Raw genomic sequence first — 22919 nt, forward strand, 5'->3', positions numbered from 1 at the left:
TGGCCTACAAGGGAGGCAAGACGGCGCTGTCAGTGCGTCCGGTGCGGCCGACCGAATCCGGGGCCAGGCCGGAACTGTCTCGATCCCCCGGGGTGTCGTCCCCGGTCGGTCCGCAGGCGCGGCAGCGACAGGGCATGGCGCATAGCCATGGGGCCGGAGGGGGAGGACAAACGCCATGACCATGCTGAACGACGGGCTCGTGCTCGGCCTCGGCTGCGAAAGCGGAACCGGCTTTGCCGAACTCCTGGCTCTGGCCGAGGAGGCGCTGTCCGCCGCCCCGTCCGGTCCCCTGCGGGCGATCGTCTCGATCGACGGGCGCGCACGCGAACCCGCCTTGCTGGCGCTCGCCCGCCATTTCCAGTGCCTGTTCCTCTCCTTTCCCGCGGCAAGGCTGGAGGCTGAAACGCCGCGCCTCGCAACCCCCTCGGAACTCGTCTTCCGCCATGTCGGCTGCCACGGCGTCGCCGAAGCCGCCGCCCTTGCCGCCGGAGGCGCAACCGCGCAGCTGGTGGTCCCGAAGCAGCGCTCCCGTCATGCGACCGCGGCGGTCGCCCAGGTCGATCACGCGCAAGTTCAAAAACTTGGCCTGTTCTCCTCCCAAAACAAATCCGCAGGTTCAGACATCGAATCACTTCCCTTTGGCCAAACGCCTGATCTGCCAGCAGTCGACCCTCCAACGCACCGCAGAAACCCCATTCGGCCTGCCGGCCATTTCCCCCACAAGGGCGGAGAGACCGCGGGGCAGGCGCTCGGCAGGTCGGAGGCGCATGACCGTGTCGATGTCGACGTTCAGCCGACACCGGCGCCCCCAGCGCTCTCCCCCCTTGTGGGGGAGATGCCGGCAGGCAGAGGGGGTGTTGCGGCTCTTGCCGAGACGATAGACAGCGCGGGGCTCGTCTCGTGATGGCGGGGCTCTTTGCGGGGTTGCCGGTTCTTCAGCCGGGCAGTGTGTGGCTGGTGGGGGCAGGGCCGGGCGATCCGGGGCTGTTGACGCTGCATGCCGTGCACGGGCTGCAGCAGGCGGATGTGATCGTCCATGACGCGCTGGTCGATGCGGCCTGCCTGTCCTTCGCGCGGCCCGGCGCGGTGCTCGAATTTGCGGGGAAGCGGGGTGGCAAGCCCTCGCCGAAGCAGCGCGATATCTCGCGCCGCCTGGTGGAGCTGGCGCGGGCCGGCAAGCGGGTGCTGCGGCTGAAGGGCGGCGATCCGCTGGTGTTCGGCCGGGGCGGGGAAGAGGCGCTGACGCTCGTCGAGCACGGCATTCCCTTCCGCATCGTCCCCGGCATTACCGCCGGTATCGGCGGCCTCGCCTATGCGGGCATCCCGGTCACGCATCGCGACGTGACCCATGTCGTGACCTTTCTCACCGGCCATGATTCCTCCGGCCTCGTGCCGGACCGGGTGGATTGGGCATCGGTGGCCAAGGGCTCCCCGGTAATCGTCATGTATATGGCCATGAAGCATCTCGGCACGATCACCGCCAATCTGCTGGCCGCAGGACGGGGGGCGGACGAGCCGCTCGCCTTCGTTTGCGGTGCCTCGACCGGCAGCCAGCGGGTTCTGGAAACGACGCTTGGCGAAGCGCCGGAGGCGGCGCGGGCAGCCGGGCTGGAGCCGCCGGCGATCGTGGTTCTGGGCGAGGTCGTTCGCCTGCGCGCCTCGCTCGATTGGCTGGGCGCGCTCGAAGGACGCATCCTGTCTGCCGAAACACCGTTCCACCCGGCACTCAAGGATCCGGCATGAGCGGCCTCCTGATTGCAGCTCCGTCTTCCGGCTCGGGGAAAACGACGATCACGCTCGGGCTGCTGCGCGCGCTCCGCCGGCGCGGCGTCACTGTGGCGCCCGGCAAGGCCGGGCCGGATTACATCGATCCCGCCTTCCACAGTGCCGCCTCGGGCCGCGCCTGCCTGAACTACGACCCCTGGGCCATGGCGCCGCCGCATCTGATCGCCCAGGCGCGGCGGGCGAGCGCTGCGGCAGAGATCCTGGTGATCGAGGCGATGATGGGCCTCTTCGACGGCGCCCGCGACGGCAGCGGTTCTGCCGCCGATCTCGCCGCCACGCTTGGCCTGCCGGTCGTGCTCGTCGTCGATTGCGGCCGCATGGCGCAGTCGGTCGCCGCGCTCGTCGGCGGCTATCGCAGCTTCCGCGCCGATATCCGTGTCGCGGGCGTCATCCTCAACAAGGTCGGTGGCGACCGTCACGAGGCCATGCTGCGGGCTGCGTTGGACACCATCGCCATTCCGGTGCTCGGCATCATCGGCCGAAATGCGGCGCTGGCGCTGCCGGAGCGGCATCTGGGCCTCGTGCAGGCGGGGGAACATGCGGGGCTGGAGAGCTTCATCGATGGCGCCGCGGATGCGGTTGCGGCCGGCTGCGATCTTGAGGCGCTGCTGGCGCTCGGCGCGGCGGCCCGCATGCCGTTGGCCGATTTCGGCGATTATCTGCCGCTTCCGCCGCTCGGCCAGCGGATCGCGATCGCCGCCGATGTCGCCTTTGCCTTTACCTACGAGCATGTGCTGGCCGGCTGGCGCCGCGCGGGCGCGGAAATCCTGCCCTTCTCGCCGCTCGCCGACGAGGCGCCGGACGAGCGGGCCGATGCCGTCTATCTGCCGGGCGGCTATCCGGAGCTTCATGCCGGCCGGCTCTCCGCTGCGGATCGCTTCCGCGCCGGCATGCAGGCGGCCGCCACACGCGGTGCGGCGATCTTTGGCGAATGCGGGGGCTACATGACGCTCGGCGAAGGGCTGATTGGCGCGGACGGCACGCGCCACGCCATGCTCGGCTTGCTGCCGCTCACCACCAGCTTTGCCGAACGGCGGCGCCACCTGGGCTACCGCCGATTGACGCCGCTCGGCGGTGCCCCTTTCGATGCACCGTTGATGGGGCACGAGTTCCATTACGCCACCATCGTCAGCGAAGGCGCGGCAGACCGCCTTTTCGCGGTGACCGATGCCGCCGGCACGGACCTGCCGCCGGCGGGCTTGCGCCGGGGTGCCGTGGCCGGGTCCTTCATGCATCTGATCGACCGGGCCGAGGCCTGACCATGGCGTCTGCGATCCTCCATGGCGGCGGCGTCGCTGCGGCAGCCGCCCTTTACGGCGGCGACCCCGTAGACTGGCTGGATCTGTCGACCGGGCTCAACCCGCTGCCGCCGGAGCTTCCCGACCTCGCGCCCCGGATCTGGCACCGGCTGCCCGATGCCGATCTGCTCATGGCCACGCGCCAGGCGGCGGCCGCCTTCTATGGTGCGCAGGCTTGCCTGCCGCTGGCTGTTCCGGGCACCCAGGCGGCCATCCAGCATCTGCCACGGCTGGTGCCCGCTGGCGGCACGGCGGCGATCCTCGAGCCGACCTATGGCGAATACCGCCGCGTGCTGACGGAGGCGGGCCTGCCGGTCGTTGCCTGCAGCGGGCTGGAGGCGATCCCGGAGACGGCCGGTCTGGTCGTCGTCGTCAACCCGAACAATCCGACCGGGCGGCAGCTGCCCCGCGCGGCATTGCTGGCGCTGGCTGCGAGGCTCGCGGAGGGGGGCGGCCTGCTCGTGGTGGATGAGGCCTTTGCCGATGTCGCGCCGCAGGAGAGCCTGTCCGACGTCGCGGGGCGTCATCCCGGCCTGCTCGTCTTCCGCTCTTTCGGCAAATTCTTTGGGCTGGCGGGCATCCGGCTCGGCTTCGTTCTTGGCCCGGAGCGAATCCTTCATGCAATCAGCGATGCGCTCGGGCCCTGGGCAGTCTCCGGCCCTGCGCTTGCCGTGGCGCAGGCGGTGTTCACTCAACCCAGCCAGCTGATCCGCAGCCGCATCCTGGAGCGGCACGAGAGTCTCCATCACGTGCTGACGACGGCAGGCTTGACGATCGCAGGCGGAACGGCCCTATTTGCCCTGATCGAGCTCGACGGCGCGGCAGCGCTGCACGAGCACCTGTGCCGGCGCCATATTCTCACGCGCCGGTTCGACTATGCGCCCCGCTGGCTGCGCCTGGGTCTGAGCCCGGATGAGGCCGGCGACGCGCGGCTGGCAGTGGCCCTGGCTGCCTGGCAGCCGAAACCGGGAGCGTGACCATGCAACTTGCCTTGCTTGCCGCCGCGCTGATCCTCGATCGGCTGCTCGGCGATCCGGACTGGCTCTGGCGACGCCTCCCGCACCCGGTCGTGCTGTTCGGCGCCGTCATCGGCTTTTTGGATCGGCGGCTGAACAAGGAGACGGCGAGCGATGCCGCGCGCCGCAGTCGCGGCGTCGTGGCGCTGCTCATCGCCTTGCTGCTCGCGATCCTGATCGGCCTCCTTCTCCAGGTCCTGCTGCGCTCGTTCGGTTTTGTCGGCGCACTGGCGGAGATCGTGGTGGTGGCGGTGCTTCTTGCACAGAAGAGCCTGTCCGATCACGTGCTGGCCGTGTCCAAGGCTCTCTGGAACGGCGGGCTGGAAGAGGGGCGGCGCGCGGTGTCGATGATCGTCGGGCGCGATCCCGCAACGCTCGACCAACCGGCCATTTGCCGGGCGGCGATCGAGAGCCTGGCCGAGAACTTCTCGGACGGCGTCATCGCGCCGGCCTTCTGGTATGCGCTGGGCGGGCTGCCCGGCCTCTTCGCCTACAAGATGCTGAACACGGCCGATTCGATGATCGGTCACAAGACACCCCGGTACCTGGCTTTCGGCTGGGCAGCGGCGCGCCTGGACGATGTGGCCAACCTGCCGGCCGCCCGTCTCTCCGCCGGCCTGATCGCGCTCGGCGCGCTGCCGGTGCGCGGCCGCAAGGCCGGATGGCGCGCGCTCAAGGTGGCGTTCAGCGACCATGGCCTGCATCGATCGCCCAATTCCGGCTGGCCGGAGGCCGCCATGGCCGGCGCGCTCGGACTCCAGCTCGCCGGTCCGCGTGTCTACAATGGCGAGGTCGTCGACGAGCCGATGATGAATGCCGCCGGTCGGGGCGAGGCGCGGGTCGAGGACATCAAGAAGGCCGTCGCCATCTTCCATGCGAGCTGCAGTTCGGCGCTTGTCGCGGTCCTCGCGCTTTCCTTCCTCGCGCTTGCCTGATGCCGCTCGAAACCTTGCGTGCGGGGGATCGAATTTAGGGTTTCCTCATAGATTGCCGATAGTCTTGCAGCCGGGATGCGCCCGGGGGCGGGTGCTGCAGCGATGGGGGATGCTATGCGGTGGGGTATCTTGGTCACGCTCGGGTTTCTGGCTCTTTTCGCCGGGTCGAGACAGGCAGAGGCGGCGATGCTCGTCGCCACGGTCAGCCTTTCGAGCCAGACAATGACGGTGACGCAGGACGGGGTCCTGCGCTATCGCTGGAAGGTGTCAACCGCACGGCGCGGCTATGTGACGCCGCAGGGAAGCTGGAGCGCGAAGTGGCTGTCGCGCGATCATCATTCGAAAAAATACGACAATGCGCCGATGCCCTATGCCGTCTTCTTCAACGGCGGCTATGCGGTCCACGCCACCTTCGATCTCAAGCGGCTCGGCAGCCCGGCCTCGCATGGCTGCGTGCGGCTTCACCCCGACAACGCCGCGGAGTTCTTCGCCATGACCGCGAGCAGCGGGCTGGCCAATACGCGGATCGTCATCGGGCAGTAGGAGCGGATCGACTTACCGAGAAAATCGCTGTGGGCCCTCAAGGACCATTGGCTTTTGCCGAGCATTTACCTATAGCTCTGGCAAAACACCGATAAGACGAGGTCCAGCGTGACAGCTACATTCGACAAGGTCGCCGACATCATCGCAGAAACCAGCGAAATCGACCGCGCGGCGATCACGCCGGAAAGCCACACGATCGATGACCTCGGCATCGACAGCCTCGACTTCCTCGACATCGTCTTCGCGATCGACAAGGAATTCGGCATCAAGATTCCGCTGGAGCAGTGGACCCAGGATGTGAACGAGGGCAAGGTTTCGACCGAGGAATATTTCGTTCTCAAGAACCTCTGCGCCAAGATCGACGCGCTGCGCGCCGCCAAGGCCTGAGCCGGACCGACCCATGCCTTCGATGCCGCCGTCGCTTGACAGGCGGCATCGTCATTTCTACTGACGGGGCGCCGCACCGGCGCGGCCCGTGCGGCAGCGCTTCCTGGCCGCCTCGGTCGTTTGCGAAAGCCCGCGCTTGGCGCCGGGGCAATGCGGCGATCAGCCCAGCCGGATCGCTGCCGGGAAAGTCTGTGCCATGCTGCTTGAATATTTCCAGATGATCGATCGCGTCGACGCCGTCGATCTTTCTGCCGGCCATTTGTCGGCGCGCTCGGTCGTGCCGGCCGCAAGCCCGGTCTTCGAAGGCCATTTTCCCGGCTATCCGCTGGTGCCCGGCGTGCTGCTGATCGAAACCATGGCGCAGGCCTCCGGCTTCCTCGTGCTGGCCGCCACCAATTTCGCCGCCATGCCCTTCCTGATGTCGGTCGATGGCGCAAAGATGCGCTCCTTCGTGGAGCCCAATGCCGTGCTCGACATCGAGGCGCATCTCGAACATGACGGCTCCGGCTTTGCCGTGACCAGGGCAAAGATTTCCTCGGCCGGCAAGCGCGTCGCCGATGCACAGTTGAAGCTGAGGACCATGCCCTTCGACCAGGTTCCGCTGGCCGCCATCGTGCGGGGCCGGGCGGAAGAGGTAGGGCTGATGGCGGCCATGGCCGCGTCGGGCAGAGCAGGGGAAGGCGCATGACAGCCGCAAACGACGTCGTCATCACGGGCATCGGCATCGTCACCTCCCAGGGCGTGGGCATTGCCCCGCATCGCTCCTTGCTGACCGCCTCGTCCGCGCCGGAGGTGGTGGTCGAGACCGAGCGTTTCGCCCCCTATCCGATCCATCCGCTGCCGGCGATCGACTGGTCGGCCCAGATCCCCAAGCGCGGCGACCAGCGGCAGATGGAAAACTGGCAGCGGCTCGGCGTTTTCTCGGCCGGGCTTGCCCTCGATGATGCCGGGCTGAAGGACGATATCGAGGCTTGCGGCACGATGGACATGATCGTTGCCGCTGGCGGCGGCGAACGCGACATCGCCGTCGATAGCCTGATTGTCGACGAGGCGCTGAAGCGCAACGACCGCGAGCAGCTGCTGAATGAGAAATTGACGACGGAATTGCGGCCGACCCTCTTCCTCGCCCAGCTCTCCAATCTGCTGGCCGGCAATATTTCGATCGTTCACAAGGTCACCGGCTCCTCCCGCACCTTCATGGGCGAGGAAGCGGCCGGCATCTCCGCCGTCGAAACCGCCTTTGCCCGGATCAAGGCGGGCCAATCCACTCATACGCTTGTCGGCGGCGCGCTGTCGGCCGAGCGGCTGGACATCGTGCTGCTGATCGAAGCGATCGGCGGTCACGCCATCGGCCGATGGTCGCCACTCTGGTCCCGCGTCGATGGCGAGGGAGGCGGGGTGATCCTCGGCTCGATCGGCGCCTTCCTGGTGCTGGAATCGCGCGCCCATGCCGAGGCGCGCCAGGCGCGAATCTATGCCACGATCGACGCCATCGAGGGCGATCGCGGCAGCCGTGACGAGGGCCGGCTCGAAGCGCGTCTCGACCGCATGACCGAAGGGTTGACTGGCGAAGGGACGATCGTCTTTTCCGGCGCCAGCGGGCTCTCCGCCCTCTCGGCGCGGGAAAAGGCCTATCTCGACCGCAGGCTTCCCGGCGCGCCGGTGCGCGGCTATGCGGGCTTTGCCGGCCACGGCATCGAAGCGCAGTTTCCGCTGGGCTTGGCCCTTGCCGCCCTTTCGCTCGAATCCAGTGCCCGCGTGCCGGCTTTCGATCCGACGGAGGACGCGCAGGGTGAACCCGCCACACGCGCGATCGTCACCACCATCGGCCATCAGCGCGGCGAGGGCATTGCGGTTCTCGTCAAGGAGACAGGGGAGGGGCGGGCATGAGCCGCGCGACCACGGATCATCTCGGCCGTCCGCTGATCGCGGTCACAGGCATGGGCATCATGACCTCGCTCGGCCAGGGTCTTGCCGACAACTGGGCGGCGCTGACCGGCGGCGTGTCCGGCATCCACAAGATCACCCGCTTCCCGACCGACGGGCTTTCGACGCGCATTTCCGGCACGGTCGATTTTCTCGATGTCCCCGTCAACAATGCGGTCGAGCGCTCCTATGCGATGGCGCGCGAAACCGTGCTCGAGGCGCTGTCGATGGCCGGTCTCGGCGGCGATTTCGGCGGACCGCTGTTTCTTGCTGCCCCGCCGATCGAGCCGGAATGGAGCGCCCGCTTCGCGCTTGCCGATCGCGCAGGACCCTCCGTTCGCCCGGGCGACGCCTATGATCGGTTCCTGGCCGCCATGCGCGTCCGCCCGGATCCTGTCTTCCACGAGGCAAGCCTGTTCGGCGCCATTTCCGAACGGCTGGCCGATCGGTTCGGGACGCGCGGCCTGCCGGTCACGCTCTCGACCGCCTGTGCCTCCGGCGCAACGGCGATCCAGCTCGGCGTCGAAGCGATTCGCCAGGGGCGCACCGACCGGGCGCTGACGGTGGCGACCGACGGGTCGGTCAGCGCCGAAGCCTTGATCCGCTTCTCGCTGCTTTCCGCCCTGTCGACGCAGAACGACCCGCCGGAAAAGGCATCCAAGCCCTTTACCAAGGATCGCGACGGCTTCGTGATCGCCGAGGGTGCGGCGACCCTCGTGCTGGAATCGCTCGAAGCGGCGCTGGCGCGCGGCGCGACCGTGCTCGGCATCTTGAAGGGCTGCGGCGAGAAGGCCGATCTCTTTCACCGCACCCGCTCCTCGCCGGATGGCGGCCCGGCCATTGCCACCATTCGCGCAGCCCTTTCCGATGCCGGCATCGACGAGGACGGGATCGGCTATATCAATGCCCACGGGACCTCGACGCCGGAGAACGACAAGATGGAATATGGGGCCATGTCCGCCGTCTTCGGCGAGCGGCTGGCGCGCATTCCGGTCTCCTCCAACAAGTCGATGATCGGCCATACGCTGACGGCGGCCGGCGCGGTCGAAGCGGTCTTCTCGCTGCAGACCATGCTGACCGGCACGCTGCCCCCGACCATCAACTACCAGAACCCGGATCCGGCGATCGTGCTGGACGTGGTGCCGAATGTGAAGCGGGATGCTGCGGTGAAGGCCGTGCTGTCCAACTCCTTCGGCTTCGGCGGCCAGAATGCGAGCCTCGTCATGACGGCGGAGCCGGCCTGACCGCGCGACGCCGCGCGGCCGGGACAAGACGTATTAAAAATGTGCGTGGCTATCGCCGATCGCACGGGACGGTGATGGGAAAGGACGTGCCATGCGCTCTCTGCAACTGATCGAGGATCGCAAGCTCGAGATCGTCGATGTGCCGGAGCCGGAGGCACCCGCAGCCGGCGAGGTGACGCTGCGCGTCAAGGCGGTGGCGCTGAACCATATCGATGTTTGGGGCTGGCGCGGCATGGCTTTCGCCAAGCGCAAGATGCCCCTGGTCATCGGCGCGGAGGCCTCCGGCGTGGTCGAGGCGATCGGCCCCGGCGTCGCCACTGTCCTGCCCGGCCAGTTGGTCTCGATCTACGGTGCCCGAACCTGCGGGCTTTGCCGGCCCTGCCGCGAGAAGCGCGACAATCTGTGCGAGAACGTCTCCGGCGTGCACGGCTTCCATCTCGATGGATTTGCGCAGGAGAAGGTCAATCTCCCGGCCCGCCTGCTGGTGCCGGCCCCGCCCGGCGTCGATGCGGTGGGTGCGGCGCTGGCGCCGGTCACCTTCGGCACGGTGGAGCACATGCTCTTCGACAATGCCAGGCTCGAGCCCGGCGAGACGATCCTCGTCCATGCCGGCGGCTCCGGTATCGGCACGGCGGCGATCCAGCTCGCCAAGAAGATCGGCTGCACGGTCATCACCACCGTTGGCTCCGACGACAAGACCGAGAAGGCCAGGGCGCTCGGCGCCGACCATGTGATCAACTACCGCTCCGACCGCTTCGAGGGGGTTGTGCGCAAGCTGACCAAGAAGAAGGGCGTCGACGTCGTCTTCGAGCATGTCGGCAAGGATACCTGGGCGGGCTCGATGTTCGTCCTCAAGCGCGGCGGCCGGCTCGTCACCTGCGGCTCGACCTCGGGCGTCTCGACCGACATCAACCTGATGATGCTGTTCCAGCAGCAGCTGCGTCTGATCGGCTCCTTCGGCTGCCGCATGGAAAACATGGCGAATGCCATGCAGAAGATGGCGCGCGGTCTGGTTCATCCGGTCATCGACACGCAGGTCGGTTTCTCCGACATCGACAAGGCGCTGGAGCGCATGGAAGGCCGGCAGGTCTTCGGCAAGATCATGCTCATGATCGAGTGAGCGGATGCGCCAGCTTCTGACACGGATTGTCCTGTTCTTCATGCGCCTGCGCGAATGGCTGGTGGCGCAGCTTGCCTTCGTGCCGCTGGCGCTTTTGAAGCTGCTGCCGGCCGATACCGCGCTGAACCTGATGGACCGCGCCGCCCGCTTCATCGGCCCGCGATTTCTGAAGCGTCGCCATCGCCTGACGCTGACCAATCTGCGCAACGCCTTTCCCGAGAAGGACGAGCGCGAGATCACGGCGATCGCCATGGAAAGCTGGGGTTCGATTGGCCGGCTGGCCGCCGAATATGTCTTCCTCGACACGCTGTTCGATTTCGACCCCGCGCGCGAAACCCCGGGCCGCGTCGAGGTTACCGGCATTCCGGTCTTCGCCGAGCTGCGCGACAATCCCCAGCCCTTCATCGTCTTTACCGCCCATAGCGGCAATTTCGAAATGCTGCCCGTTGCCGGCTCTGCCTTCGGGCTCGATGTCACCGTTCTCTTCCGCCCGCCGAACAACCGCTACATGGCTGAAAAGGTCTTCGAGTTTCGGCGCAAGCGCATGGGCACTCTCGTGCCGTCCCACGCCGGCTCGTCCTTCGCGCTTGCGCGCCAGCTGGAGCGTGGCGGCGGGGTCGGTGTGCTGGTGGACCAGAAGTTCAACCGCGGCCTTTCCACCCTGTTCTTCGGCCAGAAGGTCAAGACCAATCCGCTGGTTGCCAAGCTGACGCGCCAGTTCGGCTGCGCCGTCTATCCGGCGCGCTGCGTGCGCCTTCCCGGGAACCGCTACCGTCTCGAGCTCGAACCGGCGGTGACCATTCCGCGCAAGCCGGACGGGGCGGTGGATGTCGACGCGACAGCGCAGATGCTGAACGACAAGGTGGAGAGCTGGGTGCGCGAGCATCCCGGTCAGTGGCTCTGGTATCACGATCGCTGGGCGATCAAGAGAAAGCTTGCCCGCGAGGCCTGATGCGTCCTCTCCATGCGACCTGAGGTAGTTGCGCTGGCCTTCGGAGCGCGAATCTGTTCAAAGCGTCCGGCCGGGAACCTCGGGCTCTTCTGCCTCTATCCGATATTTTGCATTGAAGAAAGGTCTGATTTAGAATAGCGTGAGAGGATGAATTTCCGTCTCTTTCTTTCTTCAATGCGATGAAGACGTGTATCTTTTTTAATTTATACATTTAACAGTCCAGGCACTGCGCCGAGTAGCGATGGAGCGACACGATGCAAGCTTTGATCGATTCCTTTTGGGCCAAGCATGCACAACTTCAGCATGCAGTCTCTGTTGGAGACGATCTTCTGATCGATTATCTCGATCGTGAGATCGATCCATTGCTGAAAACGATCGTCGAGCGTCAGGCAGCGAGCACGGCCGAGGCGCGGCTGCAGTTCGGCCTGGTGCTCGATCTTCTCCAGCAGGATGCGGACGATTCCTCGACCGTGCTGCGCTATTGCTCGACGCTGCGTCTGCTCGCGCGTCGCTACCTGATCGACGAGTCGATCGCGCTTGGCGCAGGCGGGGAGCGGCGTGTTGTTCCGCTGCGGCGTCTTGCGGCTCACGCCGATGACGGGTTGCTGAACGAGGCGATTTTGAACTCGCTGCCGGACCGGGTGACCGTGATCACGCCCGATTACCGCTATCTCTATGCCAACGCCCTGCATTGCCACCGCATGGGGCAGACGCCGATGGGGCTGGTCGGCCGGCACGTTGCCGAATTCATGGGATTTGCCCGGTTTGAAGAGCGGGTAAGGCCATATCTCGATGCCTGCTATTCCGGGCGGGATGTGGATTACACCTTCTCCAAGCAGGCAGATGGCAGAACCGTCGTCGTTCGCTGCCGCATGACGCCCTGCCGCTCCGCGAACGGCAAGATCCTGGGCGCGATCGTCGTGGTGCAGGAAATGGCCGACCGCAGGCGCGCCATCGCGGCCTGAGGCCGGCCGGTGGTGCCAGTGCACCCGGCACCGGAGGCCCCCCGGCGATGGGACTGCGTGGCGCCCTTTTCAGTCCGACAGTCCAACAGCCCGTCAGCCCGGCAGCCCGTGCGGACCGTCGCCGCTGTCTCGGTCAGACGGACGATTCGATCAGCGTCTTCAGCCGGGTCAGATCGTCGTGCACCCAGGCGACGTCGCGGGCATAGTCCTCATCCGTCATGTCCGGCGTCCGCAGGAGAGTGAACATCACCTCCGTGCCGGTGCCGTTTGCGACCACACGCATCGAATTGTAGGTGGTGGCGCCGCCATCGACGGTGACCCAATGGTCGAGGATGCCGAAACTGTTTGGCGGCGCAAAGCGCAGCGTGGCGGTCCCGAAGGGCGCCTTGACCAGGAAATGATCGCCCTTGTCGATCAGCCCGCTCGCCAACCCCGTTGCCCATTGCGGCATGATCTTCGGATTGCGGGCGATCTCGTAGACCCGGGCAACCGGTCGCTCGATGCTGACATGGACGATCGTGGCCTGCTGGGTGGACATGACATGCTCCGCGGGATGGGCTTCTCCCGCGCTTCTTGCCGCCCGCGCGTTTGTTTTGCAAATGTTCTTTTCCGTTTCAGGGTGGAGCGCGGCTTGCAGCCACGCCGGATTCCATCCGGAGCCGGCCAACAAGCGCTTGTGCTTGCCAGGCGACGGTGCGAGAACTTCTCGCGAAACGGCAGCCCTCCCTTACCGGGGGTGCCGTCAGAACGATGGCGCCCCGACCCAGGAGAGGGCGGCGCGCCGACAACCACGTCGAATGGAGGCTTTACAGGTGGCACAGGCGGAAATCGGCCTTATCGGGCTTGGCGTCATGGGATCGAATCTTGCGCTCAACATTGCCGAGAAGGGCAACACGATCGCGGTCTTCAACCGGACGACCGAGCGCACCGACGAGTTTTTCCAGGAAGCGGGCGACTTGCAGGACCGCGTCATCCCTTGCAAGACGATCGAGGAGTTCGTTGCCGCCATCAAGCCGCCGCGGCCGATCATCATCATGATCAAGGCCGGCGATGCGGTCGATCAGCAGATGGAGACGCTCAAGCCCTATCTGCAGGCGCATGACATCATGATCGACGCCGGCAACGCCAATTTCCGCGATACGATGCGCCGATTCGAGGCGCTGAAGGATAGCGGCCTGACCTTCATCGGCATGGGCGTCTCCGGCGGCGAGGAGGGCGCGCGTCACGGCCCCTCGATCATGGTGGGCGGCACGGAAGAGAGCTGGAAGCGCGTCGAGAAGGTGCTGACCTCGATCGCCGCGCGCTATGAGGGTGATCCTTGCGTGGCCTGGCTCGGCGAAAACGGTGCCGGCCACTTCGTCAAGACCATTCACAACGGCATCGAATATGCCGACATGCAGATGATCGCCGAGATCTACGGCATCCTGCGCGACGGGCTGAAGATGCAGGCGAGCGAGATCGCCGATGTCTTCGGCGGCTGGAACAAGGGCCGTCTGAATTCCTTCCTGATCGAGATCTCCGAAATCGTTCTGCGGGCCAAGGACGATATTGGCGGCGGTCCGCTGGTTGACGTGATCCTCGACAAGGCCGGCCAGAAGGGCACCGGCAAGTGGTCGGTCATCGAAGCGCAGAATATGGGCGTGCCTGCGACGGGCATCGAGGCCGCCGTCGCCGCGCGCAGCCTCTCCTCCATGAAGGCGGAGCGCGAGGCCGCCGAAACCACGCTCGGCCTGCCGGACGTGCCGGCGCTTGCCGTGTCCGACAAGGCCGCCTTCATTGCCGACCTCGAAAACGCGCTGCTCGCCGCCAAGATCGGCGCCTATGCGCAAGGGTTCGCGGTTCTCTCGGCAGCCTCCAAGGAATTCAGCTGGAACCTGCCCATGCCGACCATCGCGCGAATCTGGCGCGCCGGCTGCATCATCCGATCCGAGTTCCTCGACGAGATCACCCAGGCCTTCACCGAAACGCCGGATGCGGCAAACCTGATCGTTACGCCGGCTTTCGCCAAGACCGTGAAGGAAACGGATGGCGCGTTGCGCCGTGTCGTTTCCGCGGCCGTGCTGGCCGGCCTGCCGGTTCCGGCACTCGCGTCCGCGCTCGGCTATTTCGACAGCTATCGCCGCGGCCGCGGCACGGCGAACATGATCCAGGCCCAGCGCGACTATTTCGGGGCGCACGGCTATGACCGCACCGACGGCGCCGATTCCCACCACGGCCCCTGGGGCAGCGGCCTCGTGTCCGAACGGTCCTGAGACGATCGCCTGACTGCTGAAGGCCGCGCAGCGATCAGGCTGCGCGGCCTTTTCCATGATCGAGGCTGCGATCGAAAGGGGCGTCAGGCCATGGGGATGGGCTCGCTGATGCTCTGCAGCTCCTCCGCTGGCCGGCCGGCGATGCGGGCCAGAACGGCTTTGGCGAGTTCGTGGCCGGCCAAGCGAATGTCCTCCCGCAGCGTCATGACCTCGGGCCGCAGCCAGCCGAGGAAATCGCTCGGCACTTTCGAGACCATGTCGATGTCCTGACCAAGACGGCGGCCCTTGGCTTCCAGTGCGGCTACCAGCGCGATGGCGCCGGCGCCGCTGCCGCAGACGATGCCGTCCGGTGGCGAGGGGCGGTCCAGCAGGCTCTCGAAGGCGCCGCGAATGTCGACCAGACGATTGTCGATATCGACGCCTTCGAAGGGCACGACCTCGACATTCAAGTCGTCGACCGCCCGTTCGAAACCGCGACGCATGTGGCGGTGGAAGGTGAGATGCTCCGGCGGCCTGAGAAAGGTCAGCCGCCGCCGCCCCTTGGCGACGAGCTTTTGGACGGCTTGATAGGCGAAACCTTCATTGTCGAAATCATGAAAGGGGTGGACCAGTCCCATGTCGGTGCGCCCGTGGGTGGCGAAGGGAAAATTGCGCTCCATCATCATCTGCACCCGCGCATCGCGCGGCTCCGTGCGCGAAATGATCACGCCGTCGGCGGCACCGGTGTCCAGCACATAGCGCACCGGCGCCAGCGCGTCGCGCGACGGGCTGTAGGGGGTAACCACGAGGTGGTACGGCGTTGACGCCAAAACCTCGGAAATGCCGATCACGATCGGGCTCGTGAGACCCATCACCTCCTCTTCCAGCGACAGGACAAGGCTGATCACGTTGGTCTTGCCGGTGCGCAGGCGCACGCCGGCGCGGTTCGGCTGGTAGCCGATCTGCCGCGCGACGAGCCGCACCCGCTCCTTCGTTTCGGCACCGATATCCGGTGCATCCTTCAGCGCCCGAGACACGGTGGTGATTCCAAGGCCCGTCATGAAGGCGATCGTCTTGAGCGTTGGGCGCTCGCGCGTGACCAGCGCCGCACCATCCCCGCTGCGAGCCTTCTCGTCCATTCCCAACTGCTCCCTATTCTCGACCGCTCGTTTTCGGACCGGCACCTTCGCATGTTCGAGGCAAAAGCGCACCCTGACCAACGAAAGGAGTGTAATCCAAAAAAACTGTAACGATACAGGAAAATCGGTGTTGGCATTTGTCAGTTTTCCTCCTACCGCAACCAATGCGACAGTTTGCACGCACGGATCGTGTCTTCGCGACCGCAGCAAAGGCCTTCTTGAGCAGGAAGCGGACCGTTGGGCCAAATTGCGGCCGGTATTGGGCTTTCAGCGACGTTTCGCAGCGCAAACGCTCAGAGAGAACCTCTCACGCTGCCCACCGAGAATGCACGCATGAGGTGCGTAGTGGCTTTTCAGCAAAATTTGAGAGGGAGGGCGTTGCCACGGAAAACCACATCCGCTACGCTTCTCCGGCAACGTTACAGTGAGGGAGGAACTCAATGAAACTGCATCTTTTGGCTGCCGTCATGGCGGCAAGCGTGGCTCTGCCGTTTGCGGCCGCCAAGGCGACCGATCTGGAAGTAACGCATTGGTGGACGTCCGGCGGCGAGGCGGCCGCGGTTGCGGAATTAGCCAAGGCCTTCGATGCCACCGGCAACAAATGGGTCGATGGCGCGATCGCCGGCTCGGGCGGCACCGCCCGCCCGATCATGATCAGCCGTATCACCGGCGGCGACCCGATGGGTGCCACCCAGTTCAACCATGGCCGCCAGGCGGAGGAGCTTGTGCAGGCCGGGCTGATGCGGGATCTGACCGATGTCGCGACCAAGGAGGGATGGAAGGACAAGATCCGTCCGGCAAGCCTGCTCGAGTCCTGCACGATCGAGGGCAAGATCTACTGTGCCCCGGTCAACATCCACTCCTGGCAGTGGCTGTGGCTGTCGAACGGCGCGTTCGAGAAGGCCGGCGTCGCCGTGCCGAAGAACTGGGACGAGTTCGTTGCCGCTGCCCCGGCGCTGGAGAAAGCCGGCATCATTCCGCTGGCGCTTGGCGGCCAGGCCTGGCAATCCGCCGGTCTCTTCGACGTGCTCGTCATCGCGCTCGGCGGCAAGGATCTCTATCTGAAGGTCTATGGCGACAAGGATGCCGACACGATCGGCGGCGAGGGCATGGCCAAGATCTGGAAGGCCGCGGATGATGCCCGCAAGATGGCCAAGGGTTCCAATGTCCAGGACTGGAACCAGGCGACCAACCTCGTCATCACCGGCAAGGCCGGCGGCCAGATCATGGGCGACTGGGCGCAGGGCGAATTCCAGCTCGCCAACCAGAAGGCCGGCACCGACTATTCCTGCCTTCCCGGTCTCGGCGTCAACGAGTTTATCTCGACCGGAGGTGACGCCTTCTACTTCCCGCTCCTGAAGGACGAGGAGAAGGCGAAGGCCCAGGAGGTTCTCGCGTCCACGCTGCTGAACCCCGACACGCAGGTTGCCTTCAACCTGAAGAAGGGCTCGCTGCCGGTGCGCGGCGACGTCAATCTCGATGCGGCGAACGACTGCATGAAGAAGGGTCTCGCCATCCTCGCCAAGGGCAATGTCACCAAGAGCACCGACGAGCTGCTCTCGGCCGATATCCAGAAGCAGAAGGAAGACCTGTTCTCGGAATTCTTCGCCGGCTCCATGCCGGTCGAAGATGCGCGTGCGCGCTTCGCGGACATCATCGCCTCGGCCGAATGACGGTCTGACCCCGGTCCGGCGCCGGCCTTCTGGTCGGCGCCGGACCGATCGCCTCACGCCCGCATCCGCTCCTCTTGGCGCCGGCCTTTTGGCCGGGCGGGCCTCTGTGCCGTCTTGCTCGTGACAGGAAAGGTCCCTCATGCTCCAACCTGCCAAGGCCCCCGCTGCTGCCTTTCCGGCTGCCGCCCCCGCCCGAAAGGCGGCCGGCCGGCCGAACCAGCTCCTGAAAAACCTGAACTCCAAGATCGCCTCGATCCCGATGATCCTGACGGCGGTCGTCATCTTCCTCGGCGGCACGCTGTGGACGGTGCTCTATTCCTTCACCAATTCCCGCCTGCTGCCGCGCCTCTCCTTCGTCGGGCTCGACCAGTATGAGCGTCTCTGGGCCGCGCCGCGCTGGGGCGTGTCGATCACCAATCTGGCGATCTACGGCGTCTTCACGCTGGTCTTCAGTCTGGTGATCGGCTTCGTGCTCGCCGCGCTGATGGACCAGAAGATCCGTTTCGAAAACGCCTTTCGCACGATCTTCCTCTATCCCTTCGCGCTCTCCTTCATCGTCACCGGCCTCGTCTGGCAGTGGATCCTCAATCCGGAATTCGGCGTGCAGTCGATCGTGCGCTCGCTCGGCTGGACCAGCTTCACCTTCGATCCGCTCTACAATCCGTCGATCGTCATCTACGGCATCCTGATCGCCGGGCTCTGGCAGGGGACGGGGCTTGTCATGTGCCTGATGCTGGCGGGCCTGCGCGGCATTGACGGCGAGATCTGGAAGGCCGCCCGCGTCGACGGCATCCCGACCTGGCGCACTTACATCTTCATCGTCATCCCGATGATGCGCGCCGTCTTCATCACCACGCTCGTCATCATCGCGAGCGGCATCGTGCGTGTCTACGACCTCGTGGTCGCGCAGACGAGTGGTGGCCCGGGCATCTCGTCCGAAGTGCCTGCGAAATATGTCTACGACTACATGTTCCAGGCCCAGAATCTCGGCCAGGGCTTCGCCGCCTCGACCATGATGCTCGTCACCGTCGCCATCATCATCATCCCCTGGGCCTATCTCGAATTCGGAGGACGCAAGCGTGGCTGAGACCGCCTCCCTGACCATGACCGCAGTCGGTCTCGATGCCGCCCGCGGCCAGCTCGCCGCCGGCCCGCGCGGGGCCCGGCCCCGCAAGCGCCTCTCCGGCCGCAACATCATGATCTACGGCACGCTCTTCGTGGCGGCCTGCTACTATCTGCTGCCGCTCTACGTGATGGTCGTCACCTCGCTGAAGGGCATGCCGGAGATCCGGCTCGGCAACATCTTCTCGCCGCCGGTCGAGATCACCTTCGAACCCTGGGCGAAGGCCTGGGCGAGCGCCTGCACGGGGCTCAACTGCGACGGGCTTTCGCGCGGCTTCTGGAACTCGGTGCGCATCACCATCCCGTCGACGATCGTCTCGATCGCCATCGCCTCGATCAATGGCTATGCGCTGGCCAACTGGCGCTTCAAGGGTGCGGAGATCTTCTTCACGATCCTGATCGTCGGCGCCTTCATCCCCTATCAGGTGATGATCTATCCGATCGTCATCGTGCTGCGCGAACTCGGCATCTATGGCACGCTGACCGGCCTGATCATCGTCCACACGATCTTCGGCATGCCGATCCTGACGCTGCTCTTCCGCAACTATTTCGTCTCGCTTCCCGAAGAGCTGTTCAAGGCGGCACGCATCGACGGGGCAGGGTTCTGGACGATCTATCTCAAGATCATGCTGCCCATGTCGCTGCCGATCTTCGTCGTCGCCATGATCCTGCAGATCACCGGCATCTGGAACGACTTCCTGTTCGGCGTCGTGTTCACGCGGCCCGAATATTACCCGATGACCGTCCAGCTCAACAACATCGTCAACTCCGTCCAGGGGGTGAAGGAGTACAACGTCAACATGGCGGCAACGCTGTTGACCGGGGCGGTGCCCCTCTTCGTCTACTTCGTCTCCGGACGTCTCTTTGTCCGCGGCATCGCCGCCGGCGCCGTGAAAGGCTGATCCTCCATGACGTCCAGCGTATCCATCCAGGATCTCTCCCTCAATTTCGGCGCCGTGACGGTGCTCGAACATCTCAACCTCGAAATCGAGGACGGCGAGTTCCTCGTGCTGCTCGGCGCGTCCGGCTGCGGCAAGTCGACGCTCTTGAACTGCATCGCCGGGCTGCTGGAGATCAGCGACGGGCAGATCTTCATCAAGGGCAAGAACGTCACCTGGGAAGAGCCCAAGGACCGCGGCATCGGCATGGTGTTCCAGTCCTATGCGCTCTATCCGCAGATGACGGTGGAGAAGAACCTCTCCTTCGGCCTGCAGGTGGCCAAGATGCCGCAGGCCGAGATCGACAAGCGGGTGGCCCGCGCCGCCGAGATCCTGCAGATCCAGCCGCTTCTCAAGCGAAAGCCGGCAGCGCTTTCCGGCGGCCAGCGCCAGCGCGTCGCCATCGGCCGGGCACTGGTGCGCGATGTCGATGTCTTCCTCTTCGACGAGCCGCTCTCGAACCTCGACGCCAAGCTGCGCTCGGAGCTGCGCGTCGAGATCAAGCGGCTGCACCAGTCCCTGAAGAACACGATGATCTACGTGACCCACGACCAGATCGAGGCGCTGACGCTCGCCGACCGGATCGCCGTCATGAAGAGCGGCGTCATCCAGCAGCTTGCCGATCCGATGACGATCTACTCCAAGCCGGAGAACCTCTTCGTCGCCGGCTTCATCGGCTCGCCCTCGATGAACTTCTTCCGTGGCACGGTGGAGGAGCGCGGCGGGCGCAAGGTGGTGCATGTCGGCGGCGTCGATCTGGCGATCGATGCCTATCCGGCGCGTGCGCCCATCGCGGCCGGAGCCAAGGTCGTGCTCGGTATCCGGCCGGAGCATATCCGCGTCGATGAGGCTGGCGGCGAGCAGCACCGTGCCATCGTCGATATCGAGGAGCCAATGGGGGCGGACAATCTTCTCTGGCTGAAGCTTGCCGGTCAGGTGCTCTCGGTGCGGGTTGCGGGCAACCGCCGCTATGCGCCGGGCTCGTCCGTCGCGCTCGGCATGGACATGGCGCTCGCCTCGATCTTCGACGCCGAGACCGAGCGGCGTCTTTGAACCGTTTCGAAGAGGGACGACGGGCAGGCGCCCGTCGTCCCGCCAATGCCGGCGCAGGCGCCGGGAGCAGAAGGCCGATGAGGCCGCGCAAGAGACAGACAGCCATGACCAAGCCCAGCGAATTCGTCAGCATCGATCTTTCCGGCAGCTGGGAGCTTGCCGATGCCGATGCCAGCCACAGCCTGACCATGACCGTGCCGGGCGATGTCCATTCGGCGCTTCAGGCAGCCGCACTCATTCCCGACCCCTATGCCGGCCGCAACGAGCGCGATGTGCAATGGGTGGCCGAGCGCGACTGGGTGCTGGAGCGCAGCTTCACGCTCTCGCCCGAGGACCTGTCCGGGTCCTGGTATCTCGACCTGGCCGGGATCGACACGGTGGCCGAGGTCACGCTCAACGATGACCCGGTGATCCACACCGACAACAGCTTCCGCCGCTACCGACCCTTGGTCGGGCCGCTCCTCCAGGCGGGCGAGAACCGGCTGCGCATCGTCATCCGCTCGTCCGTGCGGGAAGGGGCCGCGCGCCAGGCGCGCCAGCCCTTCCCCATTCCCTATTCCACGGCCAACTCGCCGATCCCGAACGGGAACATGCTGCGCAAGGTGCAGTGCCATTTCGGCTGGGACTGGAACATCGCCATCGCCCCGCTCGGCATCTACGAGCCGCCGGCCCTGCGCCGGCTTGTTGCCGCCCGGATCGAGCATCTGACGACCCGGCAGATCTGGCGGGAGGAGGGCGGGGTCGACCTCGTCGTGTCCGTCACCCTGTTTGCCGAGGCCGCCGGTCCGGTGGCGCTGGAGTTCGATCTCGACGGCGAACCGCACGCGCTCGAGCGCCAGCTGGCGCCGGGCGAGACCACGATCGAGCATAAGATCTCCGTCGACGAACCGGAGCTCTGGTGGCCCGCCGGCCACGGTGCCCAGGCGCTCTCGCAGCTGACCGTTTCTGCCGGCGGCGACCAGGTGACGCGCCAGATCGGCTTCCGGACGGTGGAGCTGATCACCGACCCGGACGAGGCCGGCAGCCGCTTCGCCTTTCGCATCAACGGCCAGGAAATCTTCTGCCGCGGCGCGAACTGGATTCCGGCCGATGCCCTCTTTTCGCGCGTCAGCCCGCAGGGCGTGGAGGATCTGCTGACCTCGGCCGTCGACGCCCATATGAACATGATCCGCATCTGGGGCGGCGGCTTCTACGAACCGGACTGGTTCTACGATCTCTGCGACCGGTTGGGGCTGTTGGTCTGGCAGGACTTCATGTTCGCCTGCAACCTCTATCCCTCGACCGAGGACTTTCTGGAAAACGTCGCCGAGGAAGTGGGCTACCAGGTCCGCCGTCTCTCCTCGCATCCCTCGATCGTGCTCTGGTGCGGCGACAACGAGCTGGTCGGCGCGCTGACCTGGTTCGAGGAGAGCCGCAACAACCGCGACCGCTATCTGGTCTCCTACGACCGCTTGAACCGCACGATCGAGGTCGCCCTGCGCAAGGCCGGGCCGGACCTGATCTGGTGGCCCTCGAGCCCGGCCGTCGGCCCGCTCGATTTCGGCGATGCCTGGCACGCCGATGGCGCCGGCGACATGCATTACTGGTCGGTCTGGCACGAGAACAAGTCCTTTCATAATTACCGCTCCGTGCGCCCGCGCTTCTGCTCCGAATTCGGCTTCCAGTCCTACACCTCCATGCCGGTCATCGCCGAATTCGCCGAGGCAAAGGATCTCAACATCGCCGCGCCGGTGATGGAATCGCATCAGAAGAATGCCGGCGGCAACGAGCGGATCGCCGGCACCATGTTCCGCTATTTCCGCTTTCCCAAGGATTTCGCGAGCTTCGTCTATCTGAGCCAGATCCAGCAGGGCCTCGCGATCCGCACGGCGGTCGATTATTGGCGGTCGCTGAAGCCGCACTGCATGGGCACGCTCTACTGGCAGCTGAACGACACCTGGCCCGTCGCCTCCTGGTCGAGCCTCGATTATGGCGGACACTGGAAGGCGATGCATTACATGGTGCGACGCTTCTTCCAGCCGGTGGCCGTTGCCGCCATCCCGTCCGAGGATGGCCGCTCCATCGCCATGTCGATGGTCAACGACACCAATGAGGCCGTCACCGTCCGGCTGGAAACCTTCCTCGTCGCGCTCGATGGCACGAAGCAGCCGCTGACAGCGGCGGCGGGCACCTGTTCGCCGGACCGCGCCGCGACGCTCGTCACCCTTCCGGCCTCGGATATTCCGGACGATACGCTGCTCTTCTGGCGTTTCGAGGCCTCGAACGGCATGGAGGGCGAGGGCCATCATGTGACCGGCACGTACAAGGCCCTCGCGCTTCAGCCGTCGGGTGTGGACCTCCACGCCGTCGCGGCCGATGCCGGCGCCTACGACCTCACGATCTCCGCACGCGGGCTCGCCCTCTTTGTCATGGTCGAAGCCGACCTCTCCGGCCGTTTCAGCGACAATGCCTTCGACCTCCTGGCCGGCGAGCGGCGCACCGTCCGCTTCACGCCGGACGACGCGTCTTCGGGCCGCGCGCCGCGCTTCACGCTGCACGATCTTGAGAGCTGCCAGGGCATAGGCTGACGACCGCTCCGCCGCCGCCCTGCCA

20 protein-coding genes and 1 pseudogene are annotated in these 22919 nt (G+C 65.8%); 19 read left to right on the forward strand and 2 right to left on the reverse strand.

The window, feature by feature from the left end:
- Nucleotides 1–175: 175 nt before the first annotated feature.
- The 13 genes and pseudogenes from U8330_RS07755 to U8330_RS07815 form a co-directional block, all read left to right on the forward strand.
- Nucleotides 176–556, forward strand: a pseudogene (locus U8330_RS07755) (cobalamin biosynthesis protein); the annotation flags it as partial.
- 347 nt (nt 557–903) lie between these two features.
- A complete protein-coding gene (gene cobA / locus U8330_RS07760; protein WP_323104601.1) occupies nt 904–1743 on the forward strand; it encodes a uroporphyrinogen-III C-methyltransferase in 840 nt (279 codons plus the stop codon).
- On the forward strand, nt 1740–3044 hold the full coding sequence (locus U8330_RS07765) for a cobyrinate a,c-diamide synthase (protein WP_323104602.1): 1305 nt from the start codon (nt 1740–1742) through the stop codon (nt 3042–3044). Before cobA ends, U8330_RS07765 begins: the two co-directional genes overlap by 4 nt.
- Nucleotides 3045–3046: 2 nt before the next feature.
- Nucleotides 3047–4060: a threonine-phosphate decarboxylase CobD gene (cobD, locus tag U8330_RS07770; protein ID WP_323104603.1), complete on the forward strand. Its 1014-nt coding sequence runs from the start codon at nt 3047–3049 to the stop codon at nt 4058–4060.
- 2 nt (nt 4061–4062) lie between these two features.
- Entirely contained in the window at nt 4063–5034 is a 972-nt protein-coding gene (gene cbiB, locus U8330_RS07775; RefSeq protein ID WP_323104604.1) for an adenosylcobinamide-phosphate synthase CbiB, read from the forward strand.
- A gap of 114 nt (nt 5035–5148) precedes the next feature.
- Nucleotides 5149–5577, forward strand: coding sequence for a L,D-transpeptidase (locus U8330_RS07780; RefSeq protein WP_323104605.1), 429 nt, complete (start codon nt 5149–5151; stop codon nt 5575–5577).
- A gap of 108 nt (nt 5578–5685) precedes the next feature.
- On the forward strand, nt 5686–5964 hold the full coding sequence (locus U8330_RS07785; RefSeq protein WP_323104606.1) for an acyl carrier protein: 279 nt from the start codon (nt 5686–5688) through the stop codon (nt 5962–5964).
- A 196-nt stretch (nt 5965–6160) separates the two neighbouring features.
- Nucleotides 6161–6652 carry a 3-hydroxyacyl-ACP dehydratase FabZ family protein gene (locus U8330_RS07790; RefSeq protein WP_323104607.1) on the forward strand — a complete coding sequence of 164 codons (492 nt, stop codon included), beginning with the start codon at nt 6161–6163 and terminating at the stop codon, nt 6650–6652.
- Complete coding sequence (locus U8330_RS07795) at nt 6649–7854, forward strand: beta-ketoacyl-ACP synthase (protein WP_323104608.1); 1206 nt, start codon at nt 6649–6651, stop codon at nt 7852–7854. The genes U8330_RS07790 and U8330_RS07795 overlap by 4 nt, the downstream gene beginning before the upstream one ends.
- Nucleotides 7851–9134, forward strand: a complete 1284-nt coding sequence (locus tag U8330_RS07800; RefSeq protein WP_323104609.1) for a beta-ketoacyl-ACP synthase — start codon at nt 7851–7853, stop codon at nt 9132–9134. Before U8330_RS07795 ends, U8330_RS07800 begins: the two co-directional genes overlap by 4 nt.
- Before the next feature lie 91 nt (nt 9135–9225).
- Nucleotides 9226–10254 carry a zinc-binding dehydrogenase gene (locus U8330_RS07805; protein WP_323104610.1) on the forward strand — a complete coding sequence of 343 codons (1029 nt, stop codon included), beginning with the start codon at nt 9226–9228 and terminating at the stop codon, nt 10252–10254.
- Between the two features lie 4 nt (nt 10255–10258).
- Nucleotides 10259–11206 carry a lipid A biosynthesis lauroyl acyltransferase gene (locus U8330_RS07810; RefSeq protein WP_323104611.1) on the forward strand — a complete coding sequence of 316 codons (948 nt, stop codon included), beginning with the start codon at nt 10259–10261 and terminating at the stop codon, nt 11204–11206.
- Between the two features lie 254 nt (nt 11207–11460).
- Nucleotides 11461–12171 carry a PAS domain-containing protein gene (locus U8330_RS07815; protein ID WP_323104612.1) on the forward strand — a complete coding sequence of 237 codons (711 nt, stop codon included), beginning with the start codon at nt 11461–11463 and terminating at the stop codon, nt 12169–12171.
- A gap of 133 nt (nt 12172–12304) precedes the next feature.
- Here U8330_RS07815 and U8330_RS07820 read toward each other — a convergent pair whose 3' ends face one another.
- Entirely contained in the window at nt 12305–12709 is a 405-nt protein-coding gene (locus U8330_RS07820) for an SRPBCC family protein (protein ID WP_323104613.1), read from the reverse strand.
- Nucleotides 12710–12983: 274 nt separating this feature from the next.
- On the opposite strand from U8330_RS07820, the gene gndA reads away from it, so the two are divergent.
- Nucleotides 12984–14423 carry an NADP-dependent phosphogluconate dehydrogenase gene (gene gndA, locus U8330_RS07825; protein ID WP_323104614.1) on the forward strand — a complete coding sequence of 480 codons (1440 nt, stop codon included), beginning with the start codon at nt 12984–12986 and terminating at the stop codon, nt 14421–14423.
- Between the two features lie 83 nt (nt 14424–14506).
- Here gndA and U8330_RS07830 read toward each other — a convergent pair whose 3' ends face one another.
- Nucleotides 14507–15541, reverse strand: coding sequence for a LacI family transcriptional regulator (locus tag U8330_RS07830; RefSeq protein WP_323104616.1), 1035 nt, complete (start codon nt 15539–15541; stop codon nt 14507–14509).
- Between the two features lie 440 nt (nt 15542–15981).
- Here U8330_RS07830 and U8330_RS07835 point away from each other — a divergent pair, with 440 nt between their 5' ends.
- The 5 genes from U8330_RS07835 (at nt 15982) to U8330_RS07855 (ending at nt 22894) form a co-directional block, all read left to right on the forward strand.
- Nucleotides 15982–17214 (forward strand): ABC transporter substrate-binding protein, encoded by a 1233-nt coding sequence (locus U8330_RS07835; RefSeq protein ID WP_323104617.1) that lies wholly within the window; start codon nt 15982–15984, stop codon nt 17212–17214.
- A gap of 139 nt (nt 17215–17353) precedes the next feature.
- Nucleotides 17354–18301, forward strand: a complete 948-nt coding sequence (locus U8330_RS07840; RefSeq protein WP_323104618.1) for a sugar ABC transporter permease — start codon at nt 17354–17356, stop codon at nt 18299–18301.
- A gap of 16 nt (nt 18302–18317) precedes the next feature.
- Nucleotides 18318–19238: a carbohydrate ABC transporter permease gene (locus U8330_RS07845; protein WP_416236909.1), complete on the forward strand. Its 921-nt coding sequence runs from the start codon at nt 18318–18320 to the stop codon at nt 19236–19238.
- A gap of 6 nt (nt 19239–19244) precedes the next feature.
- Nucleotides 19245–20327 carry an ABC transporter ATP-binding protein gene (locus U8330_RS07850; RefSeq protein WP_323104620.1) on the forward strand — a complete coding sequence of 361 codons (1083 nt, stop codon included), beginning with the start codon at nt 19245–19247 and terminating at the stop codon, nt 20325–20327.
- A gap of 104 nt (nt 20328–20431) precedes the next feature.
- Nucleotides 20432–22894 carry a glycoside hydrolase family 2 protein gene (locus U8330_RS07855; RefSeq protein WP_323104622.1) on the forward strand — a complete coding sequence of 821 codons (2463 nt, stop codon included), beginning with the start codon at nt 20432–20434 and terminating at the stop codon, nt 22892–22894.
- Nucleotides 22895–22919 lie beyond the last annotated feature (25 nt).

This window comes from Rhizobium sp. CC-YZS058 (assembly GCF_034720595.1).
GTDB lineage: Bacteria > Pseudomonadota > Alphaproteobacteria > Rhizobiales > Rhizobiaceae > Ferranicluibacter.